At 35.7% G+C, this 25,761-nt stretch carries 21 protein-coding genes; 5 read left to right on the plus strand and 16 right to left on the minus strand.

All coding sequences use genetic code 11. The annotated features are described in order from the left end of the window. Positions 1-63 precede the first annotated feature (63 nt). Complete coding sequence (locus tag TAGGR_RS07740) at positions 64-1,527, minus strand: ammonia-forming cytochrome c nitrite reductase subunit c552 (protein ID WP_059176794.1); 1,464 nt, start codon at positions 1,525-1,527, stop codon at positions 64-66. Next, positions 1,514-1,978 (minus strand): cytochrome c nitrite reductase small subunit, encoded by a 465-nt coding sequence (gene nrfH / locus TAGGR_RS07745; RefSeq protein ID WP_059176795.1) that lies wholly within the window; start codon positions 1,976-1,978, stop codon positions 1,514-1,516. The genes TAGGR_RS07740 and nrfH overlap by 14 nt, the downstream gene beginning before the upstream one ends. Positions 1,979-2,137: 159 nt before the next feature. Between nrfH and hcp the strand changes: the two genes are divergently transcribed. Continuing rightward, positions 2,138-3,745 (plus strand): hydroxylamine reductase, encoded by a 1,608-nt coding sequence (gene hcp, locus TAGGR_RS07750; protein WP_059176796.1) that lies wholly within the window; start codon positions 2,138-2,140, stop codon positions 3,743-3,745. Positions 3,746-3,831: 86 nt separating this feature from the next. Here hcp and TAGGR_RS07755 read toward each other — a convergent pair whose 3' ends face one another. The 5 genes from TAGGR_RS07755 to TAGGR_RS07775 form a co-directional block, all read right to left on the minus strand. After that, the gene (locus tag TAGGR_RS07755; protein WP_161936200.1) at positions 3,832-5,721 is read right to left on the minus strand and encodes a methyl-accepting chemotaxis protein; all 1,890 of its coding nucleotides are present in this window, start codon (positions 5,719-5,721) and stop codon (positions 3,832-3,834) included. 223 nt (positions 5,722-5,944) lie between these two features. After that, a complete protein-coding gene (locus TAGGR_RS07760) occupies positions 5,945-7,120 on the minus strand; it encodes a hypothetical protein (protein WP_059176798.1) in 1,176 nt (391 codons plus the stop codon). 73 nt (positions 7,121-7,193) lie between these two features. Next, complete coding sequence (locus TAGGR_RS07765; protein WP_059176799.1) at positions 7,194-9,326, minus strand: tetratricopeptide repeat protein; 2,133 nt, start codon at positions 9,324-9,326, stop codon at positions 7,194-7,196. A gap of 2 nt (positions 9,327-9,328) precedes the next feature. Next, positions 9,329-10,432, minus strand: a complete 1,104-nt coding sequence (locus TAGGR_RS07770; RefSeq protein WP_059176800.1) for a hypothetical protein — start codon at positions 10,430-10,432, stop codon at positions 9,329-9,331. Beyond that, entirely contained in the window at positions 10,429-11,355 is a 927-nt protein-coding gene (locus TAGGR_RS07775) for a hypothetical protein (RefSeq protein WP_059176801.1), read from the minus strand. Before TAGGR_RS07775 ends, TAGGR_RS07770 begins: the two co-directional genes overlap by 4 nt. A 166-nt stretch (positions 11,356-11,521) precedes the next feature. Between TAGGR_RS07775 and TAGGR_RS07780 the strand changes: the two genes are divergently transcribed. The 4 genes from TAGGR_RS07780 to TAGGR_RS07795 are packed head-to-tail and all read left to right on the plus strand — an operon-like array spanning position 11,522 to position 16,691. Beyond that, entirely contained in the window at positions 11,522-12,151 is a 630-nt protein-coding gene (locus TAGGR_RS07780; protein WP_059176802.1) for an MBL fold metallo-hydrolase, read from the plus strand. Then, complete coding sequence (gene phnD, locus TAGGR_RS07785; protein ID WP_059176803.1) at positions 12,138-13,784, plus strand: phosphate/phosphite/phosphonate ABC transporter substrate-binding protein; 1,647 nt, start codon at positions 12,138-12,140, stop codon at positions 13,782-13,784. Before TAGGR_RS07780 ends, phnD begins: the two co-directional genes overlap by 14 nt. Next, a complete protein-coding gene (locus tag TAGGR_RS07790) occupies positions 13,747-15,348 on the plus strand; it encodes an ATP-binding protein (protein WP_059176804.1) in 1,602 nt (533 codons plus the stop codon). The genes phnD and TAGGR_RS07790 overlap by 38 nt, the downstream gene beginning before the upstream one ends. A gap of 2 nt (positions 15,349-15,350) precedes the next feature. After that, a complete protein-coding gene (locus tag TAGGR_RS07795) occupies positions 15,351-16,691 on the plus strand; it encodes a sigma-54-dependent transcriptional regulator (protein WP_059176805.1) in 1,341 nt (446 codons plus the stop codon). A 74-nt stretch (positions 16,692-16,765) separates the two neighbouring features. On the opposite strand, the gene TAGGR_RS10685 is transcribed toward TAGGR_RS07795, so the two are convergent. The 9 genes from TAGGR_RS10685 to TAGGR_RS07835 form a co-directional block, all read right to left on the minus strand. Beyond that, complete coding sequence (locus tag TAGGR_RS10685; RefSeq protein WP_059176806.1) at positions 16,766-18,349, minus strand: methyl-accepting chemotaxis protein; 1,584 nt, start codon at positions 18,347-18,349, stop codon at positions 16,766-16,768. A gap of 70 nt (positions 18,350-18,419) precedes the next feature. Continuing rightward, positions 18,420-19,811, minus strand: coding sequence for an NADH-quinone oxidoreductase subunit N (locus TAGGR_RS07805; RefSeq protein WP_059176807.1), 1,392 nt, complete (start codon positions 19,809-19,811; stop codon positions 18,420-18,422). 13 nt (positions 19,812-19,824) lie between these two features. After that, complete coding sequence (locus TAGGR_RS07810; protein ID WP_059176808.1) at positions 19,825-21,321, minus strand: NADH-quinone oxidoreductase subunit M; 1,497 nt, start codon at positions 21,319-21,321, stop codon at positions 19,825-19,827. Positions 21,322-21,333: 12 nt separating this feature from the next. Next, positions 21,334-23,106, minus strand: a complete 1,773-nt coding sequence (locus tag TAGGR_RS07815; RefSeq protein ID WP_059176967.1) for a Na(+)/H(+) antiporter subunit D — start codon at positions 23,104-23,106, stop codon at positions 21,334-21,336. Further along, positions 23,099-23,308, minus strand: a complete 210-nt coding sequence (locus TAGGR_RS07820) for a hypothetical protein (RefSeq protein ID WP_201783833.1) — start codon at positions 23,306-23,308, stop codon at positions 23,099-23,101. Before TAGGR_RS07820 ends, TAGGR_RS07815 begins: the two co-directional genes overlap by 8 nt. A 26-nt stretch (positions 23,309-23,334) precedes the next feature. Continuing rightward, complete coding sequence (locus TAGGR_RS11025; RefSeq protein WP_269083329.1) at positions 23,335-23,469, minus strand: hypothetical protein; 135 nt, start codon at positions 23,467-23,469, stop codon at positions 23,335-23,337. Beyond that, a complete protein-coding gene (locus tag TAGGR_RS07825; protein ID WP_059176810.1) occupies positions 23,466-24,944 on the minus strand; it encodes a monovalent cation/H+ antiporter subunit D family protein in 1,479 nt (492 codons plus the stop codon). Before TAGGR_RS07825 ends, TAGGR_RS11025 begins: the two co-directional genes overlap by 4 nt. Beyond that, the gene (gene nuoK / locus TAGGR_RS07830; RefSeq protein WP_059176811.1) at positions 24,944-25,249 is read right to left on the minus strand and encodes an NADH-quinone oxidoreductase subunit NuoK; all 306 of its coding nucleotides are present in this window, start codon (positions 25,247-25,249) and stop codon (positions 24,944-24,946) included. The genes TAGGR_RS07825 and nuoK overlap by 1 nt, the downstream gene beginning before the upstream one ends. Continuing rightward, on the minus strand, positions 25,236-25,757 hold the full coding sequence (locus tag TAGGR_RS07835) for an NADH-quinone oxidoreductase subunit J family protein (RefSeq protein ID WP_059176812.1): 522 nt from the start codon (positions 25,755-25,757) through the stop codon (positions 25,236-25,238). The genes nuoK and TAGGR_RS07835 overlap by 14 nt, the downstream gene beginning before the upstream one ends. Positions 25,758-25,761 lie beyond the last annotated feature (4 nt).

Consider the following 25,761-nt stretch of genomic DNA (forward strand, 5'->3'; position numbering starts at 1 on the left):
TTGAATCAGGAGAATAATAAAGAGCGACAGTGCTCAGATTTTCTGAACACTGTCGCCCAAAGATTACTTAAGCAAAGCCTCTATATTCTGTTGAGTTCCATATGGATCCTTGAATTCCTGCTCTGGCTTAAAGTTAAGCTTCTTTTCTCCACGATTATTAAGGTATTTCTTAAGCTCAAGGTCTATGTTTACAGGAACACTGACACCGGCTTGAGCAAGCATTGTTCTTAGCACAGCCTCTGACTTTGATGCATAGGCAGTGGCATCACCAAGAATTCTACCAGCTTCAGTAGGATTATGGAATCCAATTGAATTTTCAGCTCCGATAAATATAACTCTATAAAGTGCCTCAAGATATAAATCTTTTGCTCTATTATAGAGATTCTGGTCAAGCTGTTTTCCACTTTCCTGAGCTTTATTTGCTATTTCAAACAACTTTGCAGCAACTGCTGTTTGATAACCTGCCCTAATAAGCAGGCTCATTGTCCTGTCTTGTATAGTTAGCACTCTCTGTTTCAGCCATTCAGGGGTTTCCTCATGGCATTGCAGACATGCCTTCATGTCAGACTTAAGAGGACTCATAATTCTGTGTTCTGATACTTTAAAACCACCCACCTTTTTATAGGGCATGTGACAGTCTGCACAGGATACACCAGCATTCCAGTGAGTTGAATTGTTTGAGAAAAACTCAAATTCAGGATGTCTTATGTAGGCAAGCTTAAACCCTGTAACTGCCTGCTTCCACTCACCATAGGAAGGATCACTTTTCAGAACTTTTATAATGTTTTCAATGGAAATTCCACCAAGCTTGCTTCCCTGCCATGGGAAGAAAAGTCCTGTGGGTTTCATATCTTTGTCTCTTGGAACTACATAGGTCACATGACACTGGGCACAGATTATGCTTCTCATCTGCTGATGAGGAATACTGTTTGTATCAACTCCCATAGTCTGCAAAGCCTTAACAAGGGTAAATCCTCTTCTTATCTGTAAAGAAGCATCCTTTGGATTATGACAGTCAATACATGAGTCTCCAAGCTTTCTATGTTTTTCTGGAATCCAGCTCCAGACTTCTTTATAGGGTCTGTTATAGTAGGCAATACCGTATTTCGCTTCAAGTTCAGGTGCATAGGATGTTTTACAAGTAAGACATACTCCTCCTGGTTTAAGTCTTGATGGGTCTATTTCCAGCTGATCAATTACTCTGTAAAAATGAGACCTCGGTTCATTGTATTCAATTCCAAAGCCCCATCCATTGTAAAGCAATGCCATAAAGGGATACTCAGAAAGCTTATCATAAATAACTTTATCTGTATCCCATCCTCTTTTGTATTTACTTTTACCTGCAGGTGTAGGCTCCTGTGATTGCTTATACATTTCATAATGGATTGGATAAACTTTTCCCCATACTTCGGGATCAACTTCATTTTCAGGGATAGAGGCGGTTTTGTACTCCTTCGGTTTTTCTGGTGCACAGGCAAAAAGAATAAGCAAACAAATAAAGCATAAAATAAAGCTAAATCTTTTCATTAAAAACCTCCTCCTTAAAGGTTTCTCTTAAACCTGCCTGTTTATGTGATATTCTTTTATGACAATCCCAACATTTTCTGTCTGAGATGGTAATTCGTGAAACCATACCTTCATGGCATCTTATACAGTTTTGCTGGATTGTTTTTTTACCATGGGCTGAAGTTTTGATTTGATCTGGGACACTTCCTGTATGAAAGGCTATAAAATCCTTGCTACCATCAACTGCTTTCCAGAAATAAAAACTTACCTTTGAATTATTGGGAAGATGGCAGTCAACACATTTAAGAGAGTTGTGTAATCCTCCTTTCATTAAAGTTAGGTATTGTTCTTCCATAACATGACAGCTGGCACAAAACTCTGGAGTGTTTGTTTTAGCAAGAAGCTTAGGAGATAGGATAGCCAGAATAAAAATAAAAATTACTACTGCAACAACTATCCAACCCCTCTTCATAATTCACCCCCTTTCTTGTTTGCTTTCATTTTATCAAAAAATTTTTCATATTTCAATGATAAATTTTTTTAATTTACCTCAATATGATTTAAATCATATTTTTCTCCTGATTAATCTGGTAAAATTAGATTATAAAAAACTTTTTAAGGAGGTTTATCTATGTTTTGCAGACAATGTGAGCAAACAGCAAATCCATGTACAAAACTGGGTGTATGCGGAAAACAGCCAGATACAGCCTATCTTCAGGATCTTCTGACCTATGCACTTCAGGGGCTTGCAACTTATGCAAAGGAAGAATTGAAAGAAGGCAAGCTTGACAGCAAAGTTAACAGATTTACTGTGGAAGCACTCTTTTCAACATTGACGAATGTTAACTTTGATTCGGAGGCAATTAAAAACTTTATCTACGAAGCAGTGAATCTGAGAGAGGAACTTAAAGGAAAAGGGATTAAAGTTCAGGAAACAGAGGCATGCAATTTTAAGCCAGCAGACAGTTTAGAGGAACTTGTAAAACAAGGAGAAGATGCGAACAGAAAACTTTTTCACAGCTATCAAAATGAGGATATTCAGTCACTTAAAGAAATTACCCTTTACTCTTTGAGAGGCATTGCTGCTTATGCTGACCATGCTGCAATTCTTGGAAAAGAGGATAACTCTGTATATGCCTTCATATATGATGCCCTTGATTCAATGCAAAGGAATGGAGACCTTAATTTCTGGCTTAACATGGTTTTAAAAGCAGGTGAAACAAACCTCAGAGCAATGGAACTTCTTGATGCAGCAAACACAGGCAGATACGGGCATCCTGTACCAACAGCAGTTCCACTTGGTTATAAAAAAGGTAAAGCAATAGTTGTCTCAGGACATGACCTTAGAGACCTTGAAATTCTTCTTAAACAGACAGAAGGAAAAGGTATATATGTTTATACCCATGGAGAGATGCTTCCATGTCATGCTTATCCCGAGTTGAAAAAATATAAGCATTTTTATGGACACTATGGCACAGCATGGCAGAATCAACAAAAAGAGTTCGCTCAATTTCCAGGGGCAATATTGATGACCACCAATTGCATTATAAGACCACTTGATTCCTATAAAGATAGAATCTTCACCACAGGTGTTGTTGGTTGGCCCGGAGTAAAACATATCAAAGATAAGGACTTTACCCCGGTCATTGAAAAAGCTCTTGAATTGCCTGGTTTTCCAGAGGACAAAGAAAGCAAAACAGTGATGGTAGGCTTTGCGAGGAACGCTGTTTTAGGTGTTGCCGATAAAGTTATAGAGCTTGTTAAAGCTGGTAAAATCAGGCATTTCTTCCTTGTAGGAGGATGTGATGGTGCAAAGCCTGGAAGATCCTATTATACAGAGTTTGTTGAAAAAGCACCACAAGATACTGTAATACTTACCCTTGCCTGTGGTAAATTCAGATTTTTTGATAAAGAACTTGGTTCAATTGATGGGATTCCAAGACTTCTTGATGTTGGTCAGTGCAATGATGCCTACTCGGCAATTCAGATCGCTCTGGCACTTTCAAAGGCATTTAATGTAGGAGTAAATGAGCTTCCTCTTTCACTAATTCTTTCATGGTTTGAGCAGAAAGCTGTTGCTATTCTTACAACACTTCTTTATCTCGGCATTAAAAACATCCGTCTTGGACCAAGCCTTCCTGCCTTTGTAAGCCCGAATGTTCTGAAGGTTCTTGTTGATAACTTTAACATAAAGCCTATAAAAACAGTAGACGAAGACTTGAAAGAGATTTTGGGATAAACATTTAAGCCTGCATTCAGGGATACTAAAGCTGAATGCAGGCTTTTTCCTGAGAATCAATCTCAAATTATTGATGTTTTATTCTATCATGCCCTTCTATTTTGCTGACAGTCTCTTTTCAGATTATCAAGCAAATTCATGAGATTATGTGATAGTTTTTCTATTTGCATATATAATTCTTCAGCTCTCTTTGTATCTCCACGATTGCATGCAGAAATAGCTTCTTTTGCAAGAGCGTGAATCTTTGCATGAGGCTCATCTATTGCTTTAAAGCTTGCAAGATGTCCACACAGTCTCTGTCCTTCATCTTGATACCACTTTCCAAATCTACAATTCCTGTGATCTGGTAACTGTTCTGCAGTCAATGAACCTGAACCGGTAAGACAGGCTCCAATTTTCCCTACGAAAACTCTATGGTCTGTTTTTGCAAGATCAATTATCATAAATTGACTTGTCTCTGTCTTAAAACCTGATGTAACATTTCTTAACTCTTCAAGAATTTTTACAAGATCATTTACGCTAATCATAACATCTGATGCAATTTTTTCCATTTCCTTTGCAATTTCTGATGTTTTCTCTATATTTTTGGCAACTTCTTCACTTGCTGCAGACTGTTCGTCAACCGCTGTTGCTATCTGTGTAATCTGATCCTTAACCCTGTTCACCGAATCAACTATATGTAAAAGTGAGTTACCAAGTTCCTTTATAAAATCATTTGCCCTTGTAACATTTTTAAGAGAAACTTCCATTGATTTGCTCGTCTGCTGAGACTCATTCTGAATGTTTCTAATTTTTTCCGATATTTCATCAGTTGCCTTAATTGTTCTTTCTGCAAGTTTTCTTACCTCATCTGCCACAACTGCAAATCCACGACCCTGCTCACCAGCTCTTGCTGCTTCTATTGCAGCATTGAGGGCAAGAAGATTTGTCTGATCTGCTATGTCTTTTATTACTGTTACAATCTCACCTATCTCTTCAGCTCTCTGATTGAGTCTCTTAACAACCTCTGACAGTTGGGATGTTGATTGATAAACATCTTCAACCACTTTTATAGCATCGCTTGATAGTGCTTTACCCTGATTGGCAGTTTTCATGGCTTCTTCTGCACTTTCTGCTGCCTGAGTGGCATTTCTTGCAATGTCTGTTATCGTCTGACTCATCTGTTCTGCAGCTGTTGCAATCTGTGATGCCTGTGAGGACTGATTTTTTGCTCCCTCAGAAGCTCTTTGAGCCTTTTCTCTAAGATGGTCAGTTTCATTCACCACAGTCAGAACTGTATCAAGGATTTTATCTATAATCACTGAGAAAGATTTAATCATTCCATTAAGAAATCCACCAAGCTGTGAGATTTCGTCTTTTCCTTTAACATCAGCTTTTTGAGTCAAATCACCTCTGGAAATACGCTCAATCAAATTGTAAAAGTAGTATATCGGCTTTACGATTTTTCTCTGAGTCATGAGAAAGACCAATGCAAGGAGTGCTGTATTCAATACAAAAATTGATATCTGAACTATTTTTAAGGTAACAACTTTACTCCTTGAATACTCCTCTGCAGCCGAGACAAGTTCATTGGTTGTTTTAAAATAACTTTCTGAGTCTTCAATAAGTTTTCCTGATAGTGTTCTGTCCTGTCTAAAGTTTTTGATTAGATCTTTTAATGCTGTCCATTTAGTTTTGGTTTCATTTAATTTTGATAGAAACTTTGAATCTGTAACCTTTGGAAGATTTAATTCCTTGCTTCCTTCCGAGAGTCCTGCAATGATTTTATCGAGATTTAAAATCAGCTCATCAGAAGGTTTTCCTGAAAGTTCAAGCTTTATCAGTCTCTGAGTTGCTCCTCTTACAATTCCAGCATAATTGACAACTTTTCCATCATCTAACATATTTGAAATATAGAAAAACATCAAAACTGTGCCAGTAAGTGAGAAAATAAAAAGAAGTAATAAAATTACTTTCATTAACAAACTTATTTTCATTTTTCCCCTCCCCATCTGTTAAAAATTTAACAGTCTTTAATACCTCCTGTTAGATTCTTGATTTTTTAAAAAATATAGGCTAATTCTAAACCAATCCAGGAAGATTTGGATTGAGAGAGAGAGAGAGAGAGAAGTATTAAATGTAATTTCCTATTATTACATGTCCTGCTATACATGGGTAAAAATTAAATCACAACAATGGCAGTTTTGTCAAGGGCAGCAGTCAAAAATTTTTCGTCATTTCAATGATTGGTATATTAAGTTCCCCGAAAATCTGATCCAAGAGAATTTTAATATTTACATAGGTTTCATGAATTAAACTTTCTTGACTTTTTACTTCTATGAAAAAGAGTTGATTTTTTCTATTATCTTTCATTATTGCATCTACAAAAAACAGAAAGGTACCTGTTCTCCTTCCTATCATATCAGATATCTGAATCTCTTTAATTTCAGATATAGGGAAAGTATAAGAATAGATAATTTTCTTTACCTTGACTGTGCCTCTCATCTTATCAATCAGAATATTCATTGGAGCTATCATTCGTCGAGTTAAATATAAAATAATGACATAGGCAAATAGCGATATGGATAGGGCAGTGAGTTTTTGTGTTTTCTCGTAGATTAATATGAATAAAAAGAGTAGTGGAAAAATCAAATACAAAATTAAAAATCTGACTATATCAAAGAGATTGGGTTTTCTATATAGAATAACCTTTAATGGATTTAGTTCCTCAATTACAAGATTCGTTATTCTCAATTTATCCTTTTCAATATCTCTTTTTCCTTCTTCAAAGACTAGTTTAGATGAGTAATTAAGTCTTGTTTTTTCCTCAAAGCCTTTGCTGAAGTTTATACTAAAACAATTTCCCTCTCTGAAGGCAGTATAACTTTGAAAACCTGCTATCAATGCCATGTTGAGAAAAACATTTGCGATTTCTTCCTTATCTGTTTCTAATAAGGTAAAGACTGCATTAACTCTATTACCATCAATTTTTTCTATTTTAATTATTACTCTATTTTTGCCACGTGTATTTACTATAGATACATAAATTTTTGATAATTTTTCAAAGGGGATGGTTTCAATTTTTTCGAGAAAGAGATTTCTTATCCACCTCAACTCAACTGAGTTTTTGTGTCTATTTACACTGATTGAATATAGTTTTGAAGGAGCAGATAAAACGACAATTGAAAAAACTCCTAATATCATAAAAATCATTGCAAAAATAAAAAGGTAAAAATCTTTCTCGTCATGAAAAGCTGGTTTCAGTAAAAGAAATATTATTGGTAATTCTAAAACCACCACAATGAAGAGCAAAATTAAAATTTTCAATTCTTTTGTGAATTTACTCTCACTGCTCAGATAAACCGATTCATTCCAGATATTCTCTTTTTTAAGCATCCTAAACATCTTTTTTCTATTTTAGTATCATCGTTTTATTGAAAAAACAGAGAAAAAATATCTGATGTTTTAATTATAGTTCTTTTTCAAGTATAAACCTCCATTTGTATATCTGATCTTTTATTGTCTGTCCATTCGGAGCATTGGGATTTAACTGGAGATAAATCTCCATGTTTTCAATAGCCCCTGCGTAGTCTGATATTTTTTCATGTAAAAGAGCCTTGTTAAAGTAAATTTGAGGATTAAAGGGCTGAATTTGTATTGCTCTGTCAAGCTCTTCTATGGCTTCTTCAAATTTATCCTTTGTAAAAAGAACCTCTGCATGGAGAAAATATTTTCTCGCCTCATCCTTTAATTCTACTAATGAGGGGTTCTGAGCAATGATTCTTGCAACTCTGCTTCTTACCCATTTAGCTTTATCAGCGTCTGATATTTCAATCAATCTGGCATATTCTTTTAGAGCCTGTCCATACTGCCCGGCTTTTTCATATTCAATGGCTTTGTTTTCAACTTTTTCTAAATAGGGATAAAGGGCTGTGAAAAACTCATTTATTGCTCTTTTTGTAATCAGCAAACTATTTGAGTTTGAAAATTTTTTATACAGACTCAGGCTTTGTTCATAGTTTCCCATTTTTGCATGGGCTATTGCCTGAATAAGTAAAGCATAGTCACTGTCTTTTACTGCTGTTGCCTCATTTAAAGCTTTTTCATACTGCATCTCTTTGAGATAAAGAGATGCTTTTGCAATTTTAACAAAATCATTCTGAAAAGAGATTTTCTGAGCCTGCTCTATATAGGACTGAGCCTTGGTTTTTTCATTTGTTTCAAGATTGATAAGCGCAATTAAACTCATATATGATGCTGCCACAGGCTCTGTGTAAAATTTTTCTCTGATAAGGGATTTGGTAAAGGTTTCACCGGTTTCAGGTTTTCTTAATGTAAGTTTTACCTCTGTTCCTTCCTCTCCTCTAAGCTTTGCAACTATCTCATTCAGTTTCATATCAACTGTTGATTTTCCATCAATCTCAACTATCTCACAATTAGGCTCAAGACCTGCTTTCTGGGCAGGGCTATTTGGCTCAATAGATTTTATCTTCGCATATTCATCTTCATTTTTTATAATACTTGCACCAATTCCAGAGAAAGAAAGGCTGTTTATTGCCTTTTCAGAGATTTTGACTTCTTCTTCATATCTACCCATTTTAAAATAAAGCAAAGCAAGTCTTAATGGTGCATAATTGTCATCAGGTCTCTGCTCAATATATTTTTTCACTGCTTCAACTGCCTTTTCATATCTGCCTTTTTTTGTGTAGAAATCATAAAGTTTCATGATTAAATTAGCATTTTTAGGCGCTAAGGCAACTGCCTGCTCAAGCTGTGAAGCGGCATCCTTATATTTTTTCTGTGCTAAATAACACTTATAAAGCAAAAGATAACCATCAGGGTCTTTAGGAGCAAGCTGAACATGCATCTGTGCTGCTGCCACAGCCTCTGCAATATCGTTGTTTTTCAAAGATAAATTTGCAACAACCCTGTATGCATAAATATTGGATGGGTCTTTATTTATCAACTGTTTTGCCTCTGAAATCTGAGCCTTTGGATTCTGAATTGCCTGATAAAGTTCATCTGTCGTAGTTTTTAAAGAGTTGGATATTGCCTGATAGGCTGTGTTTCCATAATCTTTTTTATCTATTGAGACAAAAAGACCGGATTTTGAAGTTGTTCCATAACCTATCCCATACACAGGTAAGGCAATTTCTATCAGGTCGTTGTCATAAATTATAAACTTAGTTCTTGCATTGACCTCTAATACTGTAGGTAAACAGCATTTTTGGGAAAAGTTTATATTGTCAATTCTTGCATCAATTACTACTTGATTTTGAGAAGGGATAAAAGAGAGATCTTTTTCATATATTGTTCTGGTAAACATCGAATCAAAATATATTGGAAGCACCTGTCTGAGAATACTTCCCGTTGGAAACTCTACGGTGTGAATTACTCCTGCATTATAATCATAATGGGTTGCACTTGAGATTTCAGAATCATCAACCAAGACAACTGCCTCATAGGGAAGCTTTTTTACCACAGGAGCCTCTTTTGGAGGTTCAATTTTAAAAGGTTCAACTTTTGTTGTTATCCTTATGGGTTCACAGCTTATAAGAGCAAGGACAAGAGGTATAAGGAGCAAAAATCTGATAGCTTTCATCTTTAGTCTCCTTTCAGCCATTTATATATGATTTTTTGTCCTGTATTCATTTCACTTTCAGTTTCCTGCCAGAATTTCTCTTTATCACAGTTCATACCAAGCATGGCACAAGCCTTTTCTGTTTCAGAGAGAAATTTGTCAAGAGCAGAGAATGCAATCTTTGTATATATTTTTCTTCCTATGTCTGCTATTTCTGATGTAAGAGTGGGCATTGGAATCAGGGAAATTCCGTAGTCAATTGTCTCAGCGCCTGCCTGAGCAATTCCTTCAGTTTTGGCTGTTACTGCAATTTTAACAATCGGCAGTCCCTTTCCATAGTATTTTGAGCCCCATTCTTTGCCGTATTTTTTATCGAGCTCTTCAACGATTTTCTCACCGTAATCATCAATCTTTTCCTCTATTTTTTCAATTGTCTTATCCTGCAATACATTACCAAAGATTTGATTGAGGTCTATTGGATTAAGCTCTGAGCCTGCTCTTAATTTTTCATCACTGTCATCAATAGCTGAATTGTTGGGATTGACAGCAGTTGGAGACTGCCACTGAAAAGCTGTAAGCTGGCTACCAAGTGTCTGAAAACTAAATGGTGAGGTGGGCTGATTTGACTGTGTTTGAGTTTTTGCCTGAGCAACAAGAGCATTATACCTGGAAAGTAGTTGTTTTTTCTGCTCTTCCTGCCTTTTCTTTTCCTCTGCAAGCCTTCTCTGCTGTTCTTCATACTCTCTCTGCTTCTGAGCATCATAGGCAGAGTTATCGTCAAACATTCCACTCATCAAAGTGCTGAAAAATCCTGAAAGGAAAGCCCCCATTAGTCCTATTGCCATCTGCTGAGAGGTGGAAGCTGGAGGAACATAGGGAGTGTATGAAGAGGAGTTACTTGAAGAGCCGCTACTTATTGGCGTGCAACCGCCACAGCCAACACATCTATATCTCACTCCACCATAGGTTATCTCTCTTACCTGACCGGCAGGAATGAAAGTTCCATCCGGCATCTGACTTCCATCACAGGTTCTTCCTGTTGGCATGGGAATGCTTCCTGCTGAAATAAGCAGTGGCTGAAAAATTAGAAAAGAAACTATAACTAAAACTATAATTTTCTGCCTCATGGCAGTTCCTCCTGAAATGTTTGCTTGATATCTATAATTTTTTCAACTTTGAAACTGTAGTTTTTTAAATCATCAATATTCATTATTTCAAGAACTCCCTGAACTGAACTAAAGAAAACATAGAGGCTGGTGTTTTTAAGAAAAAGTGTTGGATTTTCAGTCTGCAAAAACTCAAGGGCAGTATTGTTTTTTACCAATCCAACTCCATTTGAGGTTTTGTAAATTAAACCAACCTTATCATTGTAAAAAATTTCTTTTATCTCCTGTCTTGGATGTTCATAGATAACTGACAGCTTGCCATTTCTGAACTCTTTTATTAATTTACCACTGGCTATAAAAAGATGCTGTCCTTTACCTGTAAGGGAAGTTAGGGGTTCATTAAGAGACGCGATTTTTTGAAAAACACTTCTTGAGTTATTAAAAAGATATACTTCATGCTTTTTTGTTTTTTTATTAAATGCTAAAGCATAGACTGAATCCTCTCCCCTGAATAGTTTAGACTCTGACATAGGCAGTCTTGCAATAGCTTTTATAATTGCAGCAGGGATAATATCATTATCTTTTTTAACCTCAATAAATCCGAGATTACTACCGTCTGAAAAAAGCAAAACTCCGTTGTCAAGACATATGACATCTTTTACAGGATTTTTGAACTTTGCCATGTATCCTGTAAGAGGATTAAAAAGAAGCTTGTTGTCATAAAGAATGACAGGTTCATTTTTATAGTCAATAAAAAAGTGAAATTTATCTGCTGTAGTATCAATTGATTTATTTTTAGGGTCAGGAGAGATTATCCACTTAATCTTTACCAGACTGTTTTGTGGAAGAACAAGGAGGGTTTTAGAGAGAAAATAATTGTTTTCAGCATAAGCAGCTTTCAAGAAAAAAAGAATTACTAAACTCAGAAAAATTTTCAATTTCATTTTTCTGCCAAATTTTAACAGATTGATATCTAAATATCAAGTGAAAATTACCTTTCAGTTAATTCAACATCTTCTGCTATCTCAGGGAATATTCTAATTTATTCCTCAAATATTTGCTAAAAAATGAAGAACTTGGTTATATTTTAAAAAAGCTGGGGAGGAAAACATGAAAATAAAAAGATTTGAAGTAGGTCCACTATTTGTAAACAGTTATGTTGTTTACGACGAAAAAACAAAAGTAGGCATTATCATAGACCCGGGAGATGAACCTGATTTAATTCTTGATTTTGTTAAGGAAGAAGACTTAAATATAAAATATATTATCTGCACTCATGGACATTTTGACCATATCGGAGCAGTAAAAGAAATCAAAGAGGAAACAGGAGCTGATGTCATTCTTCATAGAGAAGATATTGAAATTTATAAAAACTCACCACAGGTTGCAATGCAGTTTTTTGGAATTGAAATAGAACCACAGCCAGAACCGGATAAATTAATTGAAAATGAGGAAACAATCACAATTTTTGGCAAAGAAATCAAATTTATTCATACACCAGGGCATTCTCCAGGAAGCATGTGTATTTACATTGAAAACCATCTTTTTACAGGTGACACCCTCTTTGCAGGCTCTGTTGGAAGAACAGACCTAATCGGTGGCAGTATGGATAAACTTTTAAATTCTCTCAAAAAGATTGCCAAACTTCCCATGAATACAGAAGTGCTTCCAGGACATGGTCCTAAAACAGAACTTCAAACAGAAATAAAGACAAATCCTTTTTATCATGACATTGTTTAGGATTTTATTTTCCATATTTCTTATATTTACCCTTTCATGCAGTAAATCATCTCAAGAGAAGCATTCTATAGAACAAAAAGATGAATACATAGCTAAACCGCTGGTTATCGGAGTATTGCCTGAAGAGTCTCCAAGAGAAATATACGAAAAATTATATCCGTTAAAAAAATTTCTCTCTGAAAGCCTTCAAAAGCCTGTAACCATAGAGATATCAAGAGATTTCAATGACTTAGAACAAAAAATAAAAGAAGACAAAATAGACCTTCTCATTATAGATCCTGCAACTTATTGTGAACTCAAATGGAATATGAAAAATAAAGTATTTCCCCTCATTAAACCTGAAGGTGGTATTGCAGAAACAAGAAGTGTCTTTGTAACTAAAGAAGGAAAAGGGATTGAGAAAATATTTGACTCTCTCGGGAAAAAACTTGCCCTTGGGGAAGAAAAATCTTCTTTTAGCTATCTAATACCTCTTTCAATGCTTAGAGATGTCGATATCTCAATTAAGGACTTCAAGTCTGTTGATATGCTCCAGAAGGAACAGAGAATTGCCCTTTCCATACTGATTGGTGATCATGATATAGGAGCAATGAGCGAAATAACTGCAAATAAGTATCTTAAAGATGGGCTTAAAATAATAAGATATTCAGAACCAACACCGAGATTTTTAATTGCCCATACAAATAATTTAAAAGAGGAAGAAATAGAAAAAATAAAAGATAATGTTATCAACAAAGCAGGTGATTTTTTATATAAAACAATGGGTGTTAAGAAATTCGTTCCTGCTGAAGACAGGGATTTTGACTACATAAGAGTCCTCTTCAGAAATCTTAAAGGTGTTGATTATATTGAATATGGGCAAAAGACAATCAAGGTCGCTGTTTTGCCTCTTTATAGCCCTTTGACAATCTATAAAAGATATGATCCCCTAATGCGATATCTTTCTGAAAAAACAGGATACGAATTTAAACTGGTAATTCCTAAAAATTTTGAAGAGTTCATACAGATTGTTAGCGAAGGAAAGGTTAACTTTTCCTATCAAAATCCCTATGTATTTTCGCTCATATCAAAAAAATATCCCATAAAACCGCTTGCCATAACTGTAGGTGAAGACTGCACCACTGATGAAGGAATATGCGGAGGGGAGAAATTCAGAGGTATAATAATCACAAGAAAAGATAGCCCTATTAATAAAATTGATGATTTAAAAGGCAAGAAAATAATGATAGTGTCTCCTTCTTCAGCAGGTGGATATCTATCTCAAAAACTCTATCTTGAGAAAAAAGGCTTTAATCTGAATAGAGACTTCAAACTTATAGATGCAAAAAGACAGGAAAAAGTTATTATAGGCATTTACAAAGGGGAGGCTGATGCAGGCTTTGTAAGAGAAGCAGCCCTAAGTGTATGGTCTGATGAAGTTGATTTATCCAGAATAAAAATTCTTGACTATGGTGAATATCTTCCAAACTGGCCCTTCGCAGTGGTTAATAATAAAAATTCTGAATTGACAGAAAAGGTTAAAAAGCTTATTACAGAATTGAATGACCAGACAATTTTAAGCAAAGCTAAAGTAAAAGGTTTTAAAGAGTCAACAGATGAAGATTATAAAATACTTAAAAAACTCAGTTATTGACAAAACTCTGAAAAACATTCAAAGACTTAGCATAGGCTGGAAAATATTTTTTTCATTTCTCGTTCTCTTTTTAGTTATAATGATTTCATTCAATCTTTTAATCCTTAATTACCAGAAAAAATCCTTAAGAACTCAGATAGATAAAAATATTTACTTAATTCTTGAAAATCTGTCAAAGGATGTAATAGATAATCTCATTTTCTTTGATCCTTTGGCAATTGATGAAAAAATATCTTTAGCAATGAATAATCCAGGTATGGAATACATCATGTTAACTGACAAAAACGGAAGAATTGTGGGGCATAGTGATAAAAGTCAACTTGGAAAATTAATAAATATAGATTACGGTAAATGGCAGAAAACAGATGAAAACGGTATTATTCACATAAATTTATCGGTAATAGCTGGAGATAACTATTTTGGAACTCTAAGGGCTGGTATATCAGAAAATAAAATAAACTATTACATAGATGAGGCAACAAGAAATCTTAAAAACTATATCTATATCCTGAGTATTCTTTCCTTTGTTCTAACAGTATTTTTATCCTTCATGCTTTCAAAAACTCTTATAAAACCTTTACAACGACTTAAAAGCAAAATGGCAAACATAGGAACTGATAAACTTGAACTATGTGAAAATCCAAACAACGTGCTCTGTAAAGATGTATTTAAATGTGATAAAACTGATTGCCCTGCCTATGGCAAGGAAAGATGTTGGTTTATCAGTGAAGCAAAGGAAAACTGTAAAAAGTGTCATAATATTGATTGTAAAGACTGTTATGTTTATAAAATTTCCTGTGGCGATGAAATAGGATATTTAATTGAAACCTTCAATGAAATGATTTTCAAGCTTAGAAATTCACTTCAGGAACTTGACAGGACAACAAAGGAAAAATTAAGGCTTGAAAAGTCATCTGCCATGGCAGAGATGGCAATGACTGTAGCTCATGAGATAAAAAATCCCCTTAATGCCATAAAAGCATCAACTTCCTATCTAAAATCAAATTTTCAGGGAGAAGTATTGAGAGAATTTCTCTCAATCATAGATAGAGAAACAGAAAGATTAAATGAACTCATAACAAGTTTTCTATCCTATGCAAGACCTGTTCCCCTTAAATATGAAAAGGGCAATATCAATAATGCTATTAAAGATGTGATCAAGCTTGTAGATAGGGAAATAAAAGAGGAAAATAAAATTCTTAAAACTGAATTTGATCCATCAATTCCCGAATTTTATTTTGATCACCATCAAATAAAACAGGCTGTGCTTAATCTTTTAGTAAATGCAACTGATGCTACCAAAGAAGGAGATATAATAAGTGTAAAAACAGAAAAGGTTGATGGAAGGATAAAAATTACAATCAAGGATTCAGGAAGTGGAATACCAGAAGAACTCATTGGTAAAATATTTGAACCCTTTTTTACAACAAAAACTACAGGATCAGGGCTTGGACTTGCATGTGTAGAGAGAATAATAAAGGATCATGACGGCAGTATAAGCGTAAATAGTAAACTAAATGAAGGAACAGAATTTACAATAGAATTACCAATAAAGGAATCTTGATTATGGCAAAGATTCTATATATAGATGATGAGATAAGTGCTCTTAAAGCAATCTCAGCAATCTTAAAAAAAGAAGGATACACAGTTTTGACTGCAACTTCAGCAGAAGAGGGAATAGAGATTCTTAAAAATTCCTCTGTTGATTGTCTGCTTCTTGACTACAGACTACCCAAGATGGATGGAATAGACCTATTAAAATGGCTCAGGCAAAGCGAAATATCAATTCCAACCATAATGCTTACAGCCTATGGAACAATTGAAAAGGCAGTTGAAGCAATGAAACTTGGTGCCCATCACTATTTAGTAAAACCTGTAGATACCCAATTGCTTCTAAATGTACTAAAAGAAGCAATTGAAAAGTCAAAGGGAAATCAAAAAATAGAAGATATAAAATCACCCTTTCCTGAGATAATTGGAAAAAGCAAAGCAATGCAGGAAGTTTTTTACATAATGCAGATGGTTGCGGAGAGTAATGCAAATGTTCTTATCACTGGAGAATCTGGAACAGGTAAAGAGCTTGTTGCAAGGGCTATTCATAATAACTCTTTGAGAAAATCAAAACCTTTTGTAATAGTTGACTGTACCACAATACCTGAAAATCTTCTTGAAAGTGAGCTTTTTGGTCATGAAAAGGGAGCTTTCACTGGAGCTTCGGAGAGAAAAACAGGACTCATTGAAATTGCAAATGAAGGCACTGTGTTTCTTGATGAAATTGGAGAATTACCAATGTTTCTTCAGAAAAAACTCTTAAGATTTCTTCAGGAAAAGGAAATTCAGAGAATTGGTAGCACACAAAGAATCAAAGTAGATGTAAGAGTAATTTCAGCGACAAACAGAGACCTTGAAAAAGCAGTTCAAGAAGGTTCATTTAGAGAAGATCTCTATTGGAGATTGAATGTTGTAAGAATAAATCTCCCCCCTTTGAGAGAAAGAAAAGAGGATATTCCACTTCTTGTAAATCACTTTTTAAACAAATTTTCAAAGGAAAATAACAAACCGATTCCACAGCTTGAACCAGAAGTAATGGAATTACTTCTGAGTTATGACTGGCCCGGAAATATAAGAGAACTGGCAAATGTAATGGAGAGAGCTGTTGTACTGTCTCCATCGGGATTAATTTCCATTAAACATCTACCAAGAAGGATACAGGAAAAAACTGGATGGGTTGCAAAAAATGAAAGTAGCCTTAACCTTCTTGAACTTGAAAAATCATTAATTATTAAAGCACTTAACACAACTGGATGGAATCAGACTAAAGCAGCAGAAATACTGGGAATTTCAAGAAAACAACTGCGCACTAAAATGAAGCATCATGGATTATTGCCAAAATCAGAAGATGAATAAAAGAGGAGCTGGAAAGCTCTCTTCCCAGCTCCTCTTTAAGGAGGGTGGGGGGGTATGCCAGATGAAGAAATCAGTTAAATTTTGAAATACTCCACACTCTGGTCAAGAGTTTTCATTTCAGAATAAAGTTTTTCTGAGACATCTCTTACAGATTCAATCATTCTAACAGTTGCATCAACGCTTTCTTTTATAGTCTCCATGTTTTGTGCAATCTCCTCACTTGTTGCTGAAAGTTCCTCTGTAGCAACAGCAATTCTCTGAATCATATCCAATGCTCCTTCGGTAGCTGAAACAATTTCATCAAGGGCTCTCATAGCATCCTGAGCCAAGGAGACTCCTCCTTCTGCCTGTTTACTGCTTTGATTCATTGCATCAACAGAGGCATCAGATTGAGTCTGAATATTTCTTATCTTTTCAGCAATCTCCTCTGTTGCTTTTGCAGTCCTTTCTGCAAGTTTACGCACCTCGTCAGCAACAACTGCAAATCCTCTACCCTGCTCTCCAGCACGGGCTGCCTCAATTGCGGCATTAAGTGCTAAAAGATTTGTCTGGTCTGCAATGTCTTTGATTGTAAGCACTATCTCACCAATTTCCTGTGAACTCTGTCCAAGCTCTTCTATGGTGCTTGCTGCAGATTTAATGGAGTTTGCAATCTCAATCATAGCTTTTGCTGCCTTTTCAACGGCAAGTTTACCTTTCTGTGCTGTCTCGTTTGCCTGTTTTGCAGAATCAGAGGCAGAGGCAGCATTTTTTGCCACATCAATTATGGTCTGAGATATTTCCGTTGAAGCAGATGCTACATGATCAATTCGGGAAAGCTGTTCACGGGAGTTTTTCTCAAGACTGTCGGTTTCTTCCTTGAGTGATGTCGCGATGTTGTTGGTACTCTTAACAACATCTCTTATTTTGATAATAGTTCCTCTCATACCTGTCACTATTCTCTGATAAATATCTCCAATTAAATCACAGGCTTGTGTTTTTTCTTCTCTGAGGTCTCCATGTTCTAATTTTGTAAAGCAACTGAGTGCAGAATTCATACTCTTTTCATAGGATTTATATGAATAATAAAGCAAAGCACTCAATCCAGCCAGTGAAATAAGCAGTACAGCGGAATAAATTATAGAATTTCTCTTTCTCACATTTGAAATTTCCTGATTCAGTTTCTCAAACTCTTTTTTATGAGAATCGGTCAACTTAAAAATCAAGTCCTTTATCTCTCTCCAGAGTTTTGTCTCTTCAACTATTTTCTGAACTGCTTCATCCTTTTTGCCTTCTATAGCCAGTTGCTGGATTTCCATTTTCTTTGCATGGTCCTGCTGCCAGAGTTGTGCTATTTTCTTTAGCTCTGTCTGAAAATCTCCTGTTGTGAGTTTAATAGCCTCTTCATTTGCTTTCATAAATTCCTCATGAGCCTTTTGATAGTTTTTCTTTGCCTGTTCATCCTTTGGATTGATAAATACATTTCTTGTAGCCTGACCTGTCTGAAGTCCCTGTGCATACATGTCATTAAGGGCAATTAAAAGATTTAAATCCCTCTTTGTAAGTTTTTCAATTCTTTCCTGAAATCCCTTTTCATTAAAGTAGGAAATTATAAATAAACCGACAAGAACAAGCAGAATAATTATATTAATAAATTGAAGCAATCTTTTAATGTTCATCCAATCCCTCCTTTTTTATAAACTATATAAACTAATTTTATCATAAAATTTAACAAATTAATAGATAATATTAATAGATAAATAAAAACCTTAAGATATCAGGGAAGATACCCAGAGTGATTACTAAAAAGGTGTTAATTCCTATAGCAAACTTTAAATTTGCTGGAACTCTATGAAGTGGCTGAGATTGTTCCAATGAACTTGCAAAAAACATCTTCACTACAACTCTAAGATAGTAATAGGCAGAGAGTATGCTAAAAATAATTCCAACCAGAGCAACCCATACATAACCTGCATGTATAATTGATTTAAAAACCAAAAACTTAGCAATAAATCCTCCTAAAGGAGGAATACCTGCAAGAGAAAACATAAAAACAAGCATACTAAGGGCGACGAAAATATTTGTGTTTGAAAGTCCCACATATCTATCTATTTTTTCTCCTTCAGGTAGAATCAATACAACAGCAAAGGCTCCGATATTCATGAATGTGTAGATAAACATATAGAAAACTATTGAGTCCAGACCTTCCTGAGAACAGGCAATTACTGCAAGCATCACATATCCGGCATGGGCGATTGATGAGTATGCAAGAAGTCTTTTTAAATTGTTCTGCCTCAGGGCAAGAATGTTTCCTGTAGCCATTGTAAGAAGTGCAATTAAAATAAGAGGACTGAGCCACAATTGAGGTTTTAAGCTAAAGGTTTCAAATATAACTCTTCCTAAAGCACCTAATGCAGCTGCCTTTGGAGCTACAGACATGAAAGCTGTTATAGTTGTTGGCGCACCTTCATATACATCAGGAGACCATTGATGAAAAGGAGCACAACCTGCTTTAAAGGCCAGGGCAGTTATTATTCCTATTGCTCCAACATAGTGATAAATCGAGATATTTGAAGAATTTTTAAAAAATTGTGCTATACCATCAAATGTCGTTGTTCCTGTAACACCATAAATAGCAGATATACCAAAGAGAAGTATGGCTGAGGCAAAACTTCCAAGAATGTAGTACTTCAGAGAAGCTTCGTTTGATTTTAAATCTGACAGAATAAATCCTGACAGCAAATATATACATAAAGACATAAACTCAACTGATAGGAAAAGAGGAATAAAATCCCTTGATGAAACAATAAGCATCATGGCAAGGGTACTTAAGAGTAAGAGAAGAGAGTACTCGTAAAAGACTCTATCCTGAATTTTTTCATATCGCAAAGAGATCAGGGTGCATAAAAAGAGACTCAGAAGAAAGACAAGTTTAAGACTCTGACTGAATTTGTCTGCAACAAACATATCATTGAAAGCAGAACCGTTTACTCCAAACAAAGTTAAAGAGGTTATCAAAGAGATAACAATAACCATAATGCCCAGAGTCTGTCTGTTTTTTATAAAAAGACCGAAAACAAAATAGATGAGGAAAAGAGTGGTAAAAACTATTTCAGGCATAAGCGGTAAGTATTTATCCATAATAACACACCTCCTACTTCATGCTCACACTGGCTGAATTCAAAAATATATCCAATAGATACTTGATTGATGTATCCATGAAACTAAGTGGTATTGAAGGTTGAAGTCCTATGAGCAACACAAGAAAAACAGGAGGAATAAACATTACTATCTCCCTTAAGTTTAAATCGTAAAGATGCTCCTTTATTTCTGGTTTGATCTCATTTAAAACGACTCTATAGTAAAGCCATATCATGTATGTTGCACCGAGAGATATTCCCAGAATTAGTGGTGTGCCTATGTAGAAACTACTTTTGAAAGCACCTAACATCACAAGAAATTCTCCTATGAAAGAGTTTGTTCCGGGGAAACCAATTGCTGCAGCTGAAAAGAAGGTGTAGAAGAGAACAAAAATTGGAACAGCCTTCCCGAGACCGCCGTATTTAATTAGTTCTCTCGTGTGAGTTCTCTCATAGATAACACCTATACACATAAAGAGAGCTCCGGTTACAATTCCATGATTGATCATCTGAAGTATGCCACCCCGAATAGCTGTTTCATTCAATGAGAAAATTCCTAAGGTTACAAATCCCATGTGGCTCACACTTGAATAGGCAATTAGTCTTTTAAAATCTGTTTGCATGAGTGTTACAAATGCCCCATAGATTATAGCAATCAGTGATAAAATCTGCATGAAGAGCTTTAAAGCAATTGTAGCATCTGGGCAAAATGGAATGGAGAATCTTAAAAATCCATAACCTCCAATTTTAAGTAGAATTCCAGCAAGTATCACACTTCCTGCTGTTGGAGCTTCAGTGTGGGCGTCAGGAAGCCATGTATGTAGTGGAAACATGGGAACCTTTACAGCAAATGCAGCAAAAAGTGCAAAAAATAGCCAGTACTGGAAATCCAGAGGGAGTTTGACCTTAGAAATTTCAAGCACATCAAAAGATTTACCTGCCATAAAGTAAAGGCTTATAATTCCAATGAACATCAGAACACTTCCTGCAAAGGTAAAGAGAACAAATTTTACAGAGGCATAAACTCTATTGGAACTGCCCCAAATTCCTATAAGCAAAAACATGGGGATCAACATAGCCTCATAGAATACGTAGAAAAGAAGTAAATCCATGGCACAGAAGACACCTATCATTGCTGTTTGCATTATCAGTAAGAGCGAATAAAAAAGCTTTATCTTTTCCTTGATGGCAGTCCATGAAACAGCTACACAGAGAATACCAATGATGAGGGTAAGTAAAACAAACAGAATACTTATTCCATCTACACCCACCTTGTAATAAGCATTTATTGCTGGAATCCATTGATAGGATTCAACAAATTGAAAGGCTGGATTTGATTTATCAAAATTTGTAAATATTGGTATTGAAACTATCAAATCAACCACTGTGGTGATCAAGGCTGTATATTTTATAAGTTCGTTGTTTTTAAGTAGAAGTATTATAAGGACTCCAACGAGAGGTAAAAATGTAACCACTGACAGAATTGGATAGGAAAGTGCTGTTTCAGTCATCCTCTCACCCCTTTAAATTACTATTGGAATTAAAACTATCAAAATCAACAAGATGATACCTATAACCATTACAAATGCATAATCATTGGCTCTTCCTGTTTGAATAACCCTGACAGCATCGCTTAGCCTTATCGAACCCGTCGCCATGTTATTATAAGTTTTATCAACTCCTGAGGTATCAATTAATTTTAAAAATCCTGCAATCTTTAAAATAGGCTTAATAACCATAAACTCATAAGCCTGACCTATTATGTTGTATTCAACTTTTGCGAGAACATTATTAGCAAATCTCATAAAAAGAGCTGATCCTTTTCTATAAAACCAGTCAGCATCAAGATTTACTGACCTTATCTCAGGAGGATATATTCCTGAAAGCATGAGCAAAGTAAAAGCCAATGCAGAGAAGGCAAGCAATTGAGTCTGATCTATTACATGGGCTGCTGTATATGGTTCATATTCAACAGGATACGGAAGAATGGAGTAAAGAGGACCTGGTAGAACTCCTATTCCAATGCAGAGAAATGCGGCAATTCCCATAGCAACAAGCATGTGTTTTGGAGCTTCCTGTGTTCTTATACCCGAGTCATGGCTGAAGAAAGCAAAGAAGGGAATTTTTATTCCGGAGTGGTGGAAAACACCTGCGGAGGCAAAAAGAAGAGCAATCCATATGGCAAGCATACCACCCTCTCCTGCTGCTGAGACTATCATTGACTTACTTACAAATCCACTTGTAAAGGGTACACCAGAGATGGATGCTGCACCAACAATACAGAATATTGTAGTAAGAGGCATTGATTTATACAAACCACCGAGATCAGTGGCATTTATTTTCCCTGTCCTATACAGCACTGCTCCCATTGACATAAAAAGTAAAGCCTTGTAAAGAATGTGGCAGAAAGCATGCGCCACTGTTCCATTTAAAGAAAGTTGAGTACCAATTCCCACACCGGTAACCATAAACCCAACCTGGTTAATGAGACTGTATGAGAGAACTCTTCTGAGATTGTTTTCAATAACTGCATAGAATATTGGGAATGCCGTCATTGCAGCACCAATATAAATTAAAAGCTCTGTACCAGGAAATGCTCTGGCAAGAACATAAACAGCTGTTTTCGTTGTAAAGGCTGAGAGAAAAACTGTTCCTGTCTCTGTTGATTCAGGATAAGCATCAGGTAGCCATGCATGTAGAACAGGAAAAGCTGCATTTATCCCAAAACCAAGAAATATCAACCATGAACTCAGCCCTTTTAACCCAACATAGTTGAAAAGTAAAGATCCTGTCTCATGATATTGGATAATTATCCCTCCAAGAAGTAGTAAACCTCCAAAAATATGCACCATCAAATATCTCATTCCTGCACTTACAGCCTTCTTTGTCTTCGCAGACCAGACTATATAGGCTGCAGCAAATGCCATAATTTCCCAGAATATAAATAGTGTTACAAAGTCACCTGCAAAAACAGCACCCTGTGCGGCACCTGCATAGACAAAGGCTGAAACAAGATGAAGATTATCTTTCACATGTAAGCTGTATATAGAAGAGATAAAAGTTATGATTGCGAAGATATAGCTGAAAGCAAGAGAGAGTCTGTCAACTCTTCCAAATATAAGTTCATACTCAAGAATCCTTACTTTCCAGTAAACTCCTTCAGGAAGACTGAAGACGTACAGAATGGTGAGCAAGGGAAGCGCTATCATGTAAACCTGCCTCATTCTACCCCTGAACAAAAGTATTAACAGTGAACCAAAAATTAGAATTCCTGCAGGTGGAATCAGATTAGTCATCATAGTAGTCCTCCCCTCTCATTACAATTGGTCTGAGAATATACTTCGCTGCTAAGACAAGTATGATGCAAGCCACAAGTCCATAGGCTCCGTAAAAAGAAGGATATTCATCAAATCCGAAGTAGGCATGTTTATGAATAAAGGGATCAATTAGAATTAAAATGACGAGAAACGAGTAGAAAATAGTCAAAATTTTCTTCAAACCCTTACTCATTTTTTTATTTTCCATCACTTAGCTCCCAGGATAATTATTGCTGTAAGATAAATAACGCCGATGATAAAAACAATGTAAAATACTGTTCTATATGGAGGTATAGGATCATGCTTCAGAATCAGTCTTTCTTCATGTTCATTTTGATTCATTTGAGAACCTCCTTTGCGAGATTTATTATCAAATCGGGATATATTCCACCAACTATACTTATTATAGAGGTAATAGTAAGCGTCGTTGCCATAAAGGGATTTTCTCTAATTTCGTGGGAGTGTCCATCATTGTGCTTTAGCTCTTTGAAATAGGCACGATAGATAATAGGAAGAAAGTATCCAGCATTGAGCAACGAGCTTAAGAGTAGAACCGCCAGTATTTCAATACTTCCTCTCTCTAAAGCTCCAACAAGTAAATACCATTTTGTTACAAAACCACCTACAAGAGGAACGCCTATCATTCCAAGACTACCTATTGTAAATGCTGCCATAGTCCATGGCATTTTTTTTGCAATTCCATCAAGCTGAGAGACTTCGGTCTTGTGAGCACATACATAGAGAGAGCCTGCACAGAAAAAGAGAGTTATTTTAGCAAACGCATGATTAGAGATGTGAATAATACCTCCGATCATGCCATCATAGGTAAGTAAGAGAGCTCCCAAAATAATGTAGGAAAGCTGGCTTACAGTTGAAAAGGCAAGTCTTGCCTTGATGTTATCTCTTGTTAGAGCAATCATTGAAGCTACTGTTATTGTAAAGGCTGCCATAAAGAGAGCTATGTTTGTTGTGGAGAGTTCTTTGAGAAAGTCTGTTCCATATATGAAGAATATTACTCTCAATACAGTAAATACTCCTGTTTTAACTACAGCAACTGCATGAAGCAAAGCACTTACAGGAGTGGGTGCTACCATTGCTGCAGGAAGCCATCCATGAAGGGGCATAACAGCAGCTTTTGCAAAACCGTAGATATACATAAGAAATACTATTCCGAGCAAACCTGAGTAAGTGTGTCTCACAGTTTCTGTAAATATTCCGCCTTTCTGAAAATCAAGAGTACCTGCAATCATATAGGTTATTACAATTGCTGCTACAAGAAAAACCTTTGCAGCACCTATAAGATATATGGCATATTTTCTTGCCCCGGCCTTTGCTTCATCTGTCTCATGATGTACAACAAGTGGATATGTCACAAAAGTTAATCCTTCATAAAAGAGAAACATTGTAAACAGATTGGCTGAGAAGGCTACACCTATGGTAGTTGAAAGTGCAGCAGCAAAGCAGGCGAAGTATCTTGTCTGCTTTTTCTCGTTGTGTCCACGCATGTATCCAATTGAATAAAAGGTAGTAACTATCCATAAAAAGGAAGCTCCAAGAGCAAAGAGCATTCCCAGAGCATCAACTCTGAATTTTATCTCAATACCTGGCAGGATTTTAAAGAGTTCAAACTCTATGATCTTGCCGTTTAATACCGCAGGGAGCATTGATGCGATAACGGCAAACTTAACAATACCAGCAATTACAGACCAGAACTCACGGAGATTTGGATTTCTCTCCCCTGTAGCGATTATCAGTGGAATGGCTACCAGAGAAGCAAGAATTGGAATTAGTGGTAAAATTGATTGCTCTACATTCATCACTCTTCCCTCAAAATGTTAAAGTCTTCAAGCTTTAGAGTAGGTTTATTTTTATAAGCTAAGATGAGGATTATTAATCCCACTGCAACAGCACCACCCGCAATGGCAATTACAAATAGAGCAAGAATTTGTCCTCTTATGTCCTGCATGTAATGACTGAGAGCTATGAGAGAGATATTAATTGAATTAAGCATAATCTCAATTGAAATAAACATCATTATAAGGTTTCTCCTTATGAGAAAACCTGTAAATCCAACAAAGAATAAAGCTACACTCAAAGCAAGGTAATAGCTAAGCGGCACCATTTGTCTTTCTCCTTATTGCAACTATTCCTACGCCAATTAAAGGAACTATCAGAATAAATCCTAAGATTAAAAATGGAAATAAATAATCATTAAATATTGCAAGCCCAAGCGTTTTTGTATGTCCCTGTCTTTCAATAAGCTCTATTGTATAGTTGCCTGAGTAATTTTTCTTATATGTAAAAGCTCCGGCAAGGGCAAAAAACAGAAGCAACAGAGAACAATAAACTCTTGTCTGCCATGAACTGATGAATACTGATTGTTTTATCTCCTCTTTTAAATTAAGTAAAAATACCACAAAGAGAAACATAACAAGAATGGCACCGGCATAAACAATTATCTGCACCATCGCAAGAAATTCTGCATTCAAAAGAAGATAAACTCCACCGAGATGAACAAACATGAGAAGTATCCATAGAAGACTGTGAACAAGATTTTTTCTTGTAATACCAGCAATACCTGAGAAAAGTATCACAATAGCAAAGTATCCAAATAAAACTTCAGCTAACATTTCT

It is taken from the genome of Thermodesulfovibrio aggregans (assembly GCF_001514535.1).
Taxonomy (GTDB): domain Bacteria; phylum Nitrospirota; class Thermodesulfovibrionia; order Thermodesulfovibrionales; family Thermodesulfovibrionaceae; genus Thermodesulfovibrio; species Thermodesulfovibrio aggregans.

Bases quoted from the DNA above. Each gene is read 5' to 3' on its own strand.
- TAGGR_RS07740 (WP_059176794.1), bottom strand. From the start codon at position 1,527: ATGAAAAGATTTAGCTTTATTTTATGCTTTATTTGTTTGCTTATTCTT.
- nrfH (WP_059176795.1), bottom strand. From the start codon at position 1,978: ATGAAGAGGGGTTGGATAGTTGTTGCAGTAGTAATTTTTATTTTTATT.
- hcp (WP_059176796.1), top strand. From the start codon at position 2,138: ATGTTTTGCAGACAATGTGAGCAAACAGCAAATCCATGTACAAAACTG.
- TAGGR_RS07755 (WP_161936200.1), bottom strand. From the start codon at position 5,721: ATGAAAATAAGTTTGTTAATGAAAGTAATTTTATTACTTCTTTTTATT.
- TAGGR_RS07760 (WP_059176798.1), bottom strand. From the start codon at position 7,120: ATGCTTAAAAAAGAGAATATCTGGAATGAATCGGTTTATCTGAGCAGT.
- TAGGR_RS07765 (WP_059176799.1), bottom strand. From the start codon at position 9,326: ATGAAAGCTATCAGATTTTTGCTCCTTATACCTCTTGTCCTTGCTCTT.
- TAGGR_RS07770 (WP_059176800.1), bottom strand. From the start codon at position 10,432: ATGAGGCAGAAAATTATAGTTTTAGTTATAGTTTCTTTTCTAATTTTT.
- TAGGR_RS07775 (WP_059176801.1), bottom strand. From the start codon at position 11,355: ATGAAATTGAAAATTTTTCTGAGTTTAGTAATTCTTTTTTTCTTGAAA.
- TAGGR_RS07780 (WP_059176802.1), top strand. From the start codon at position 11,522: ATGAAAATAAAAAGATTTGAAGTAGGTCCACTATTTGTAAACAGTTAT.
- phnD (WP_059176803.1), top strand. From the start codon at position 12,138: ATGACATTGTTTAGGATTTTATTTTCCATATTTCTTATATTTACCCTT.
- TAGGR_RS07790 (WP_059176804.1), top strand. From the start codon at position 13,747: ATGAAGATTATAAAATACTTAAAAAACTCAGTTATTGACAAAACTCTG.
- TAGGR_RS07795 (WP_059176805.1), top strand. From the start codon at position 15,351: ATGGCAAAGATTCTATATATAGATGATGAGATAAGTGCTCTTAAAGCA.
- TAGGR_RS10685 (WP_059176806.1), bottom strand. From the start codon at position 18,349: ATGAACATTAAAAGATTGCTTCAATTTATTAATATAATTATTCTGCTT.
- TAGGR_RS07805 (WP_059176807.1), bottom strand. From the start codon at position 19,811: ATGGATAAATACTTACCGCTTATGCCTGAAATAGTTTTTACCACTCTT.
- TAGGR_RS07810 (WP_059176808.1), bottom strand. From the start codon at position 21,321: ATGACTGAAACAGCACTTTCCTATCCAATTCTGTCAGTGGTTACATTT.
- TAGGR_RS07815 (WP_059176967.1), bottom strand. From the start codon at position 23,106: ATGACTAATCTGATTCCACCTGCAGGAATTCTAATTTTTGGTTCACTG.
- TAGGR_RS11025 (WP_269083329.1), bottom strand. From the start codon at position 23,469: ATGAATCAAAATGAACATGAAGAAAGACTGATTCTGAAGCATGATCCT.
- TAGGR_RS07825 (WP_059176810.1), bottom strand. From the start codon at position 24,944: ATGAATGTAGAGCAATCAATTTTACCACTAATTCCAATTCTTGCTTCT.
- nuoK (WP_059176811.1), bottom strand. From the start codon at position 25,249: ATGGTGCCGCTTAGCTATTACCTTGCTTTGAGTGTAGCTTTATTCTTT.
- TAGGR_RS07835 (WP_059176812.1), bottom strand. From the start codon at position 25,757: ATGTTAGCTGAAGTTTTATTTGGATACTTTGCTATTGTGATACTTTTC.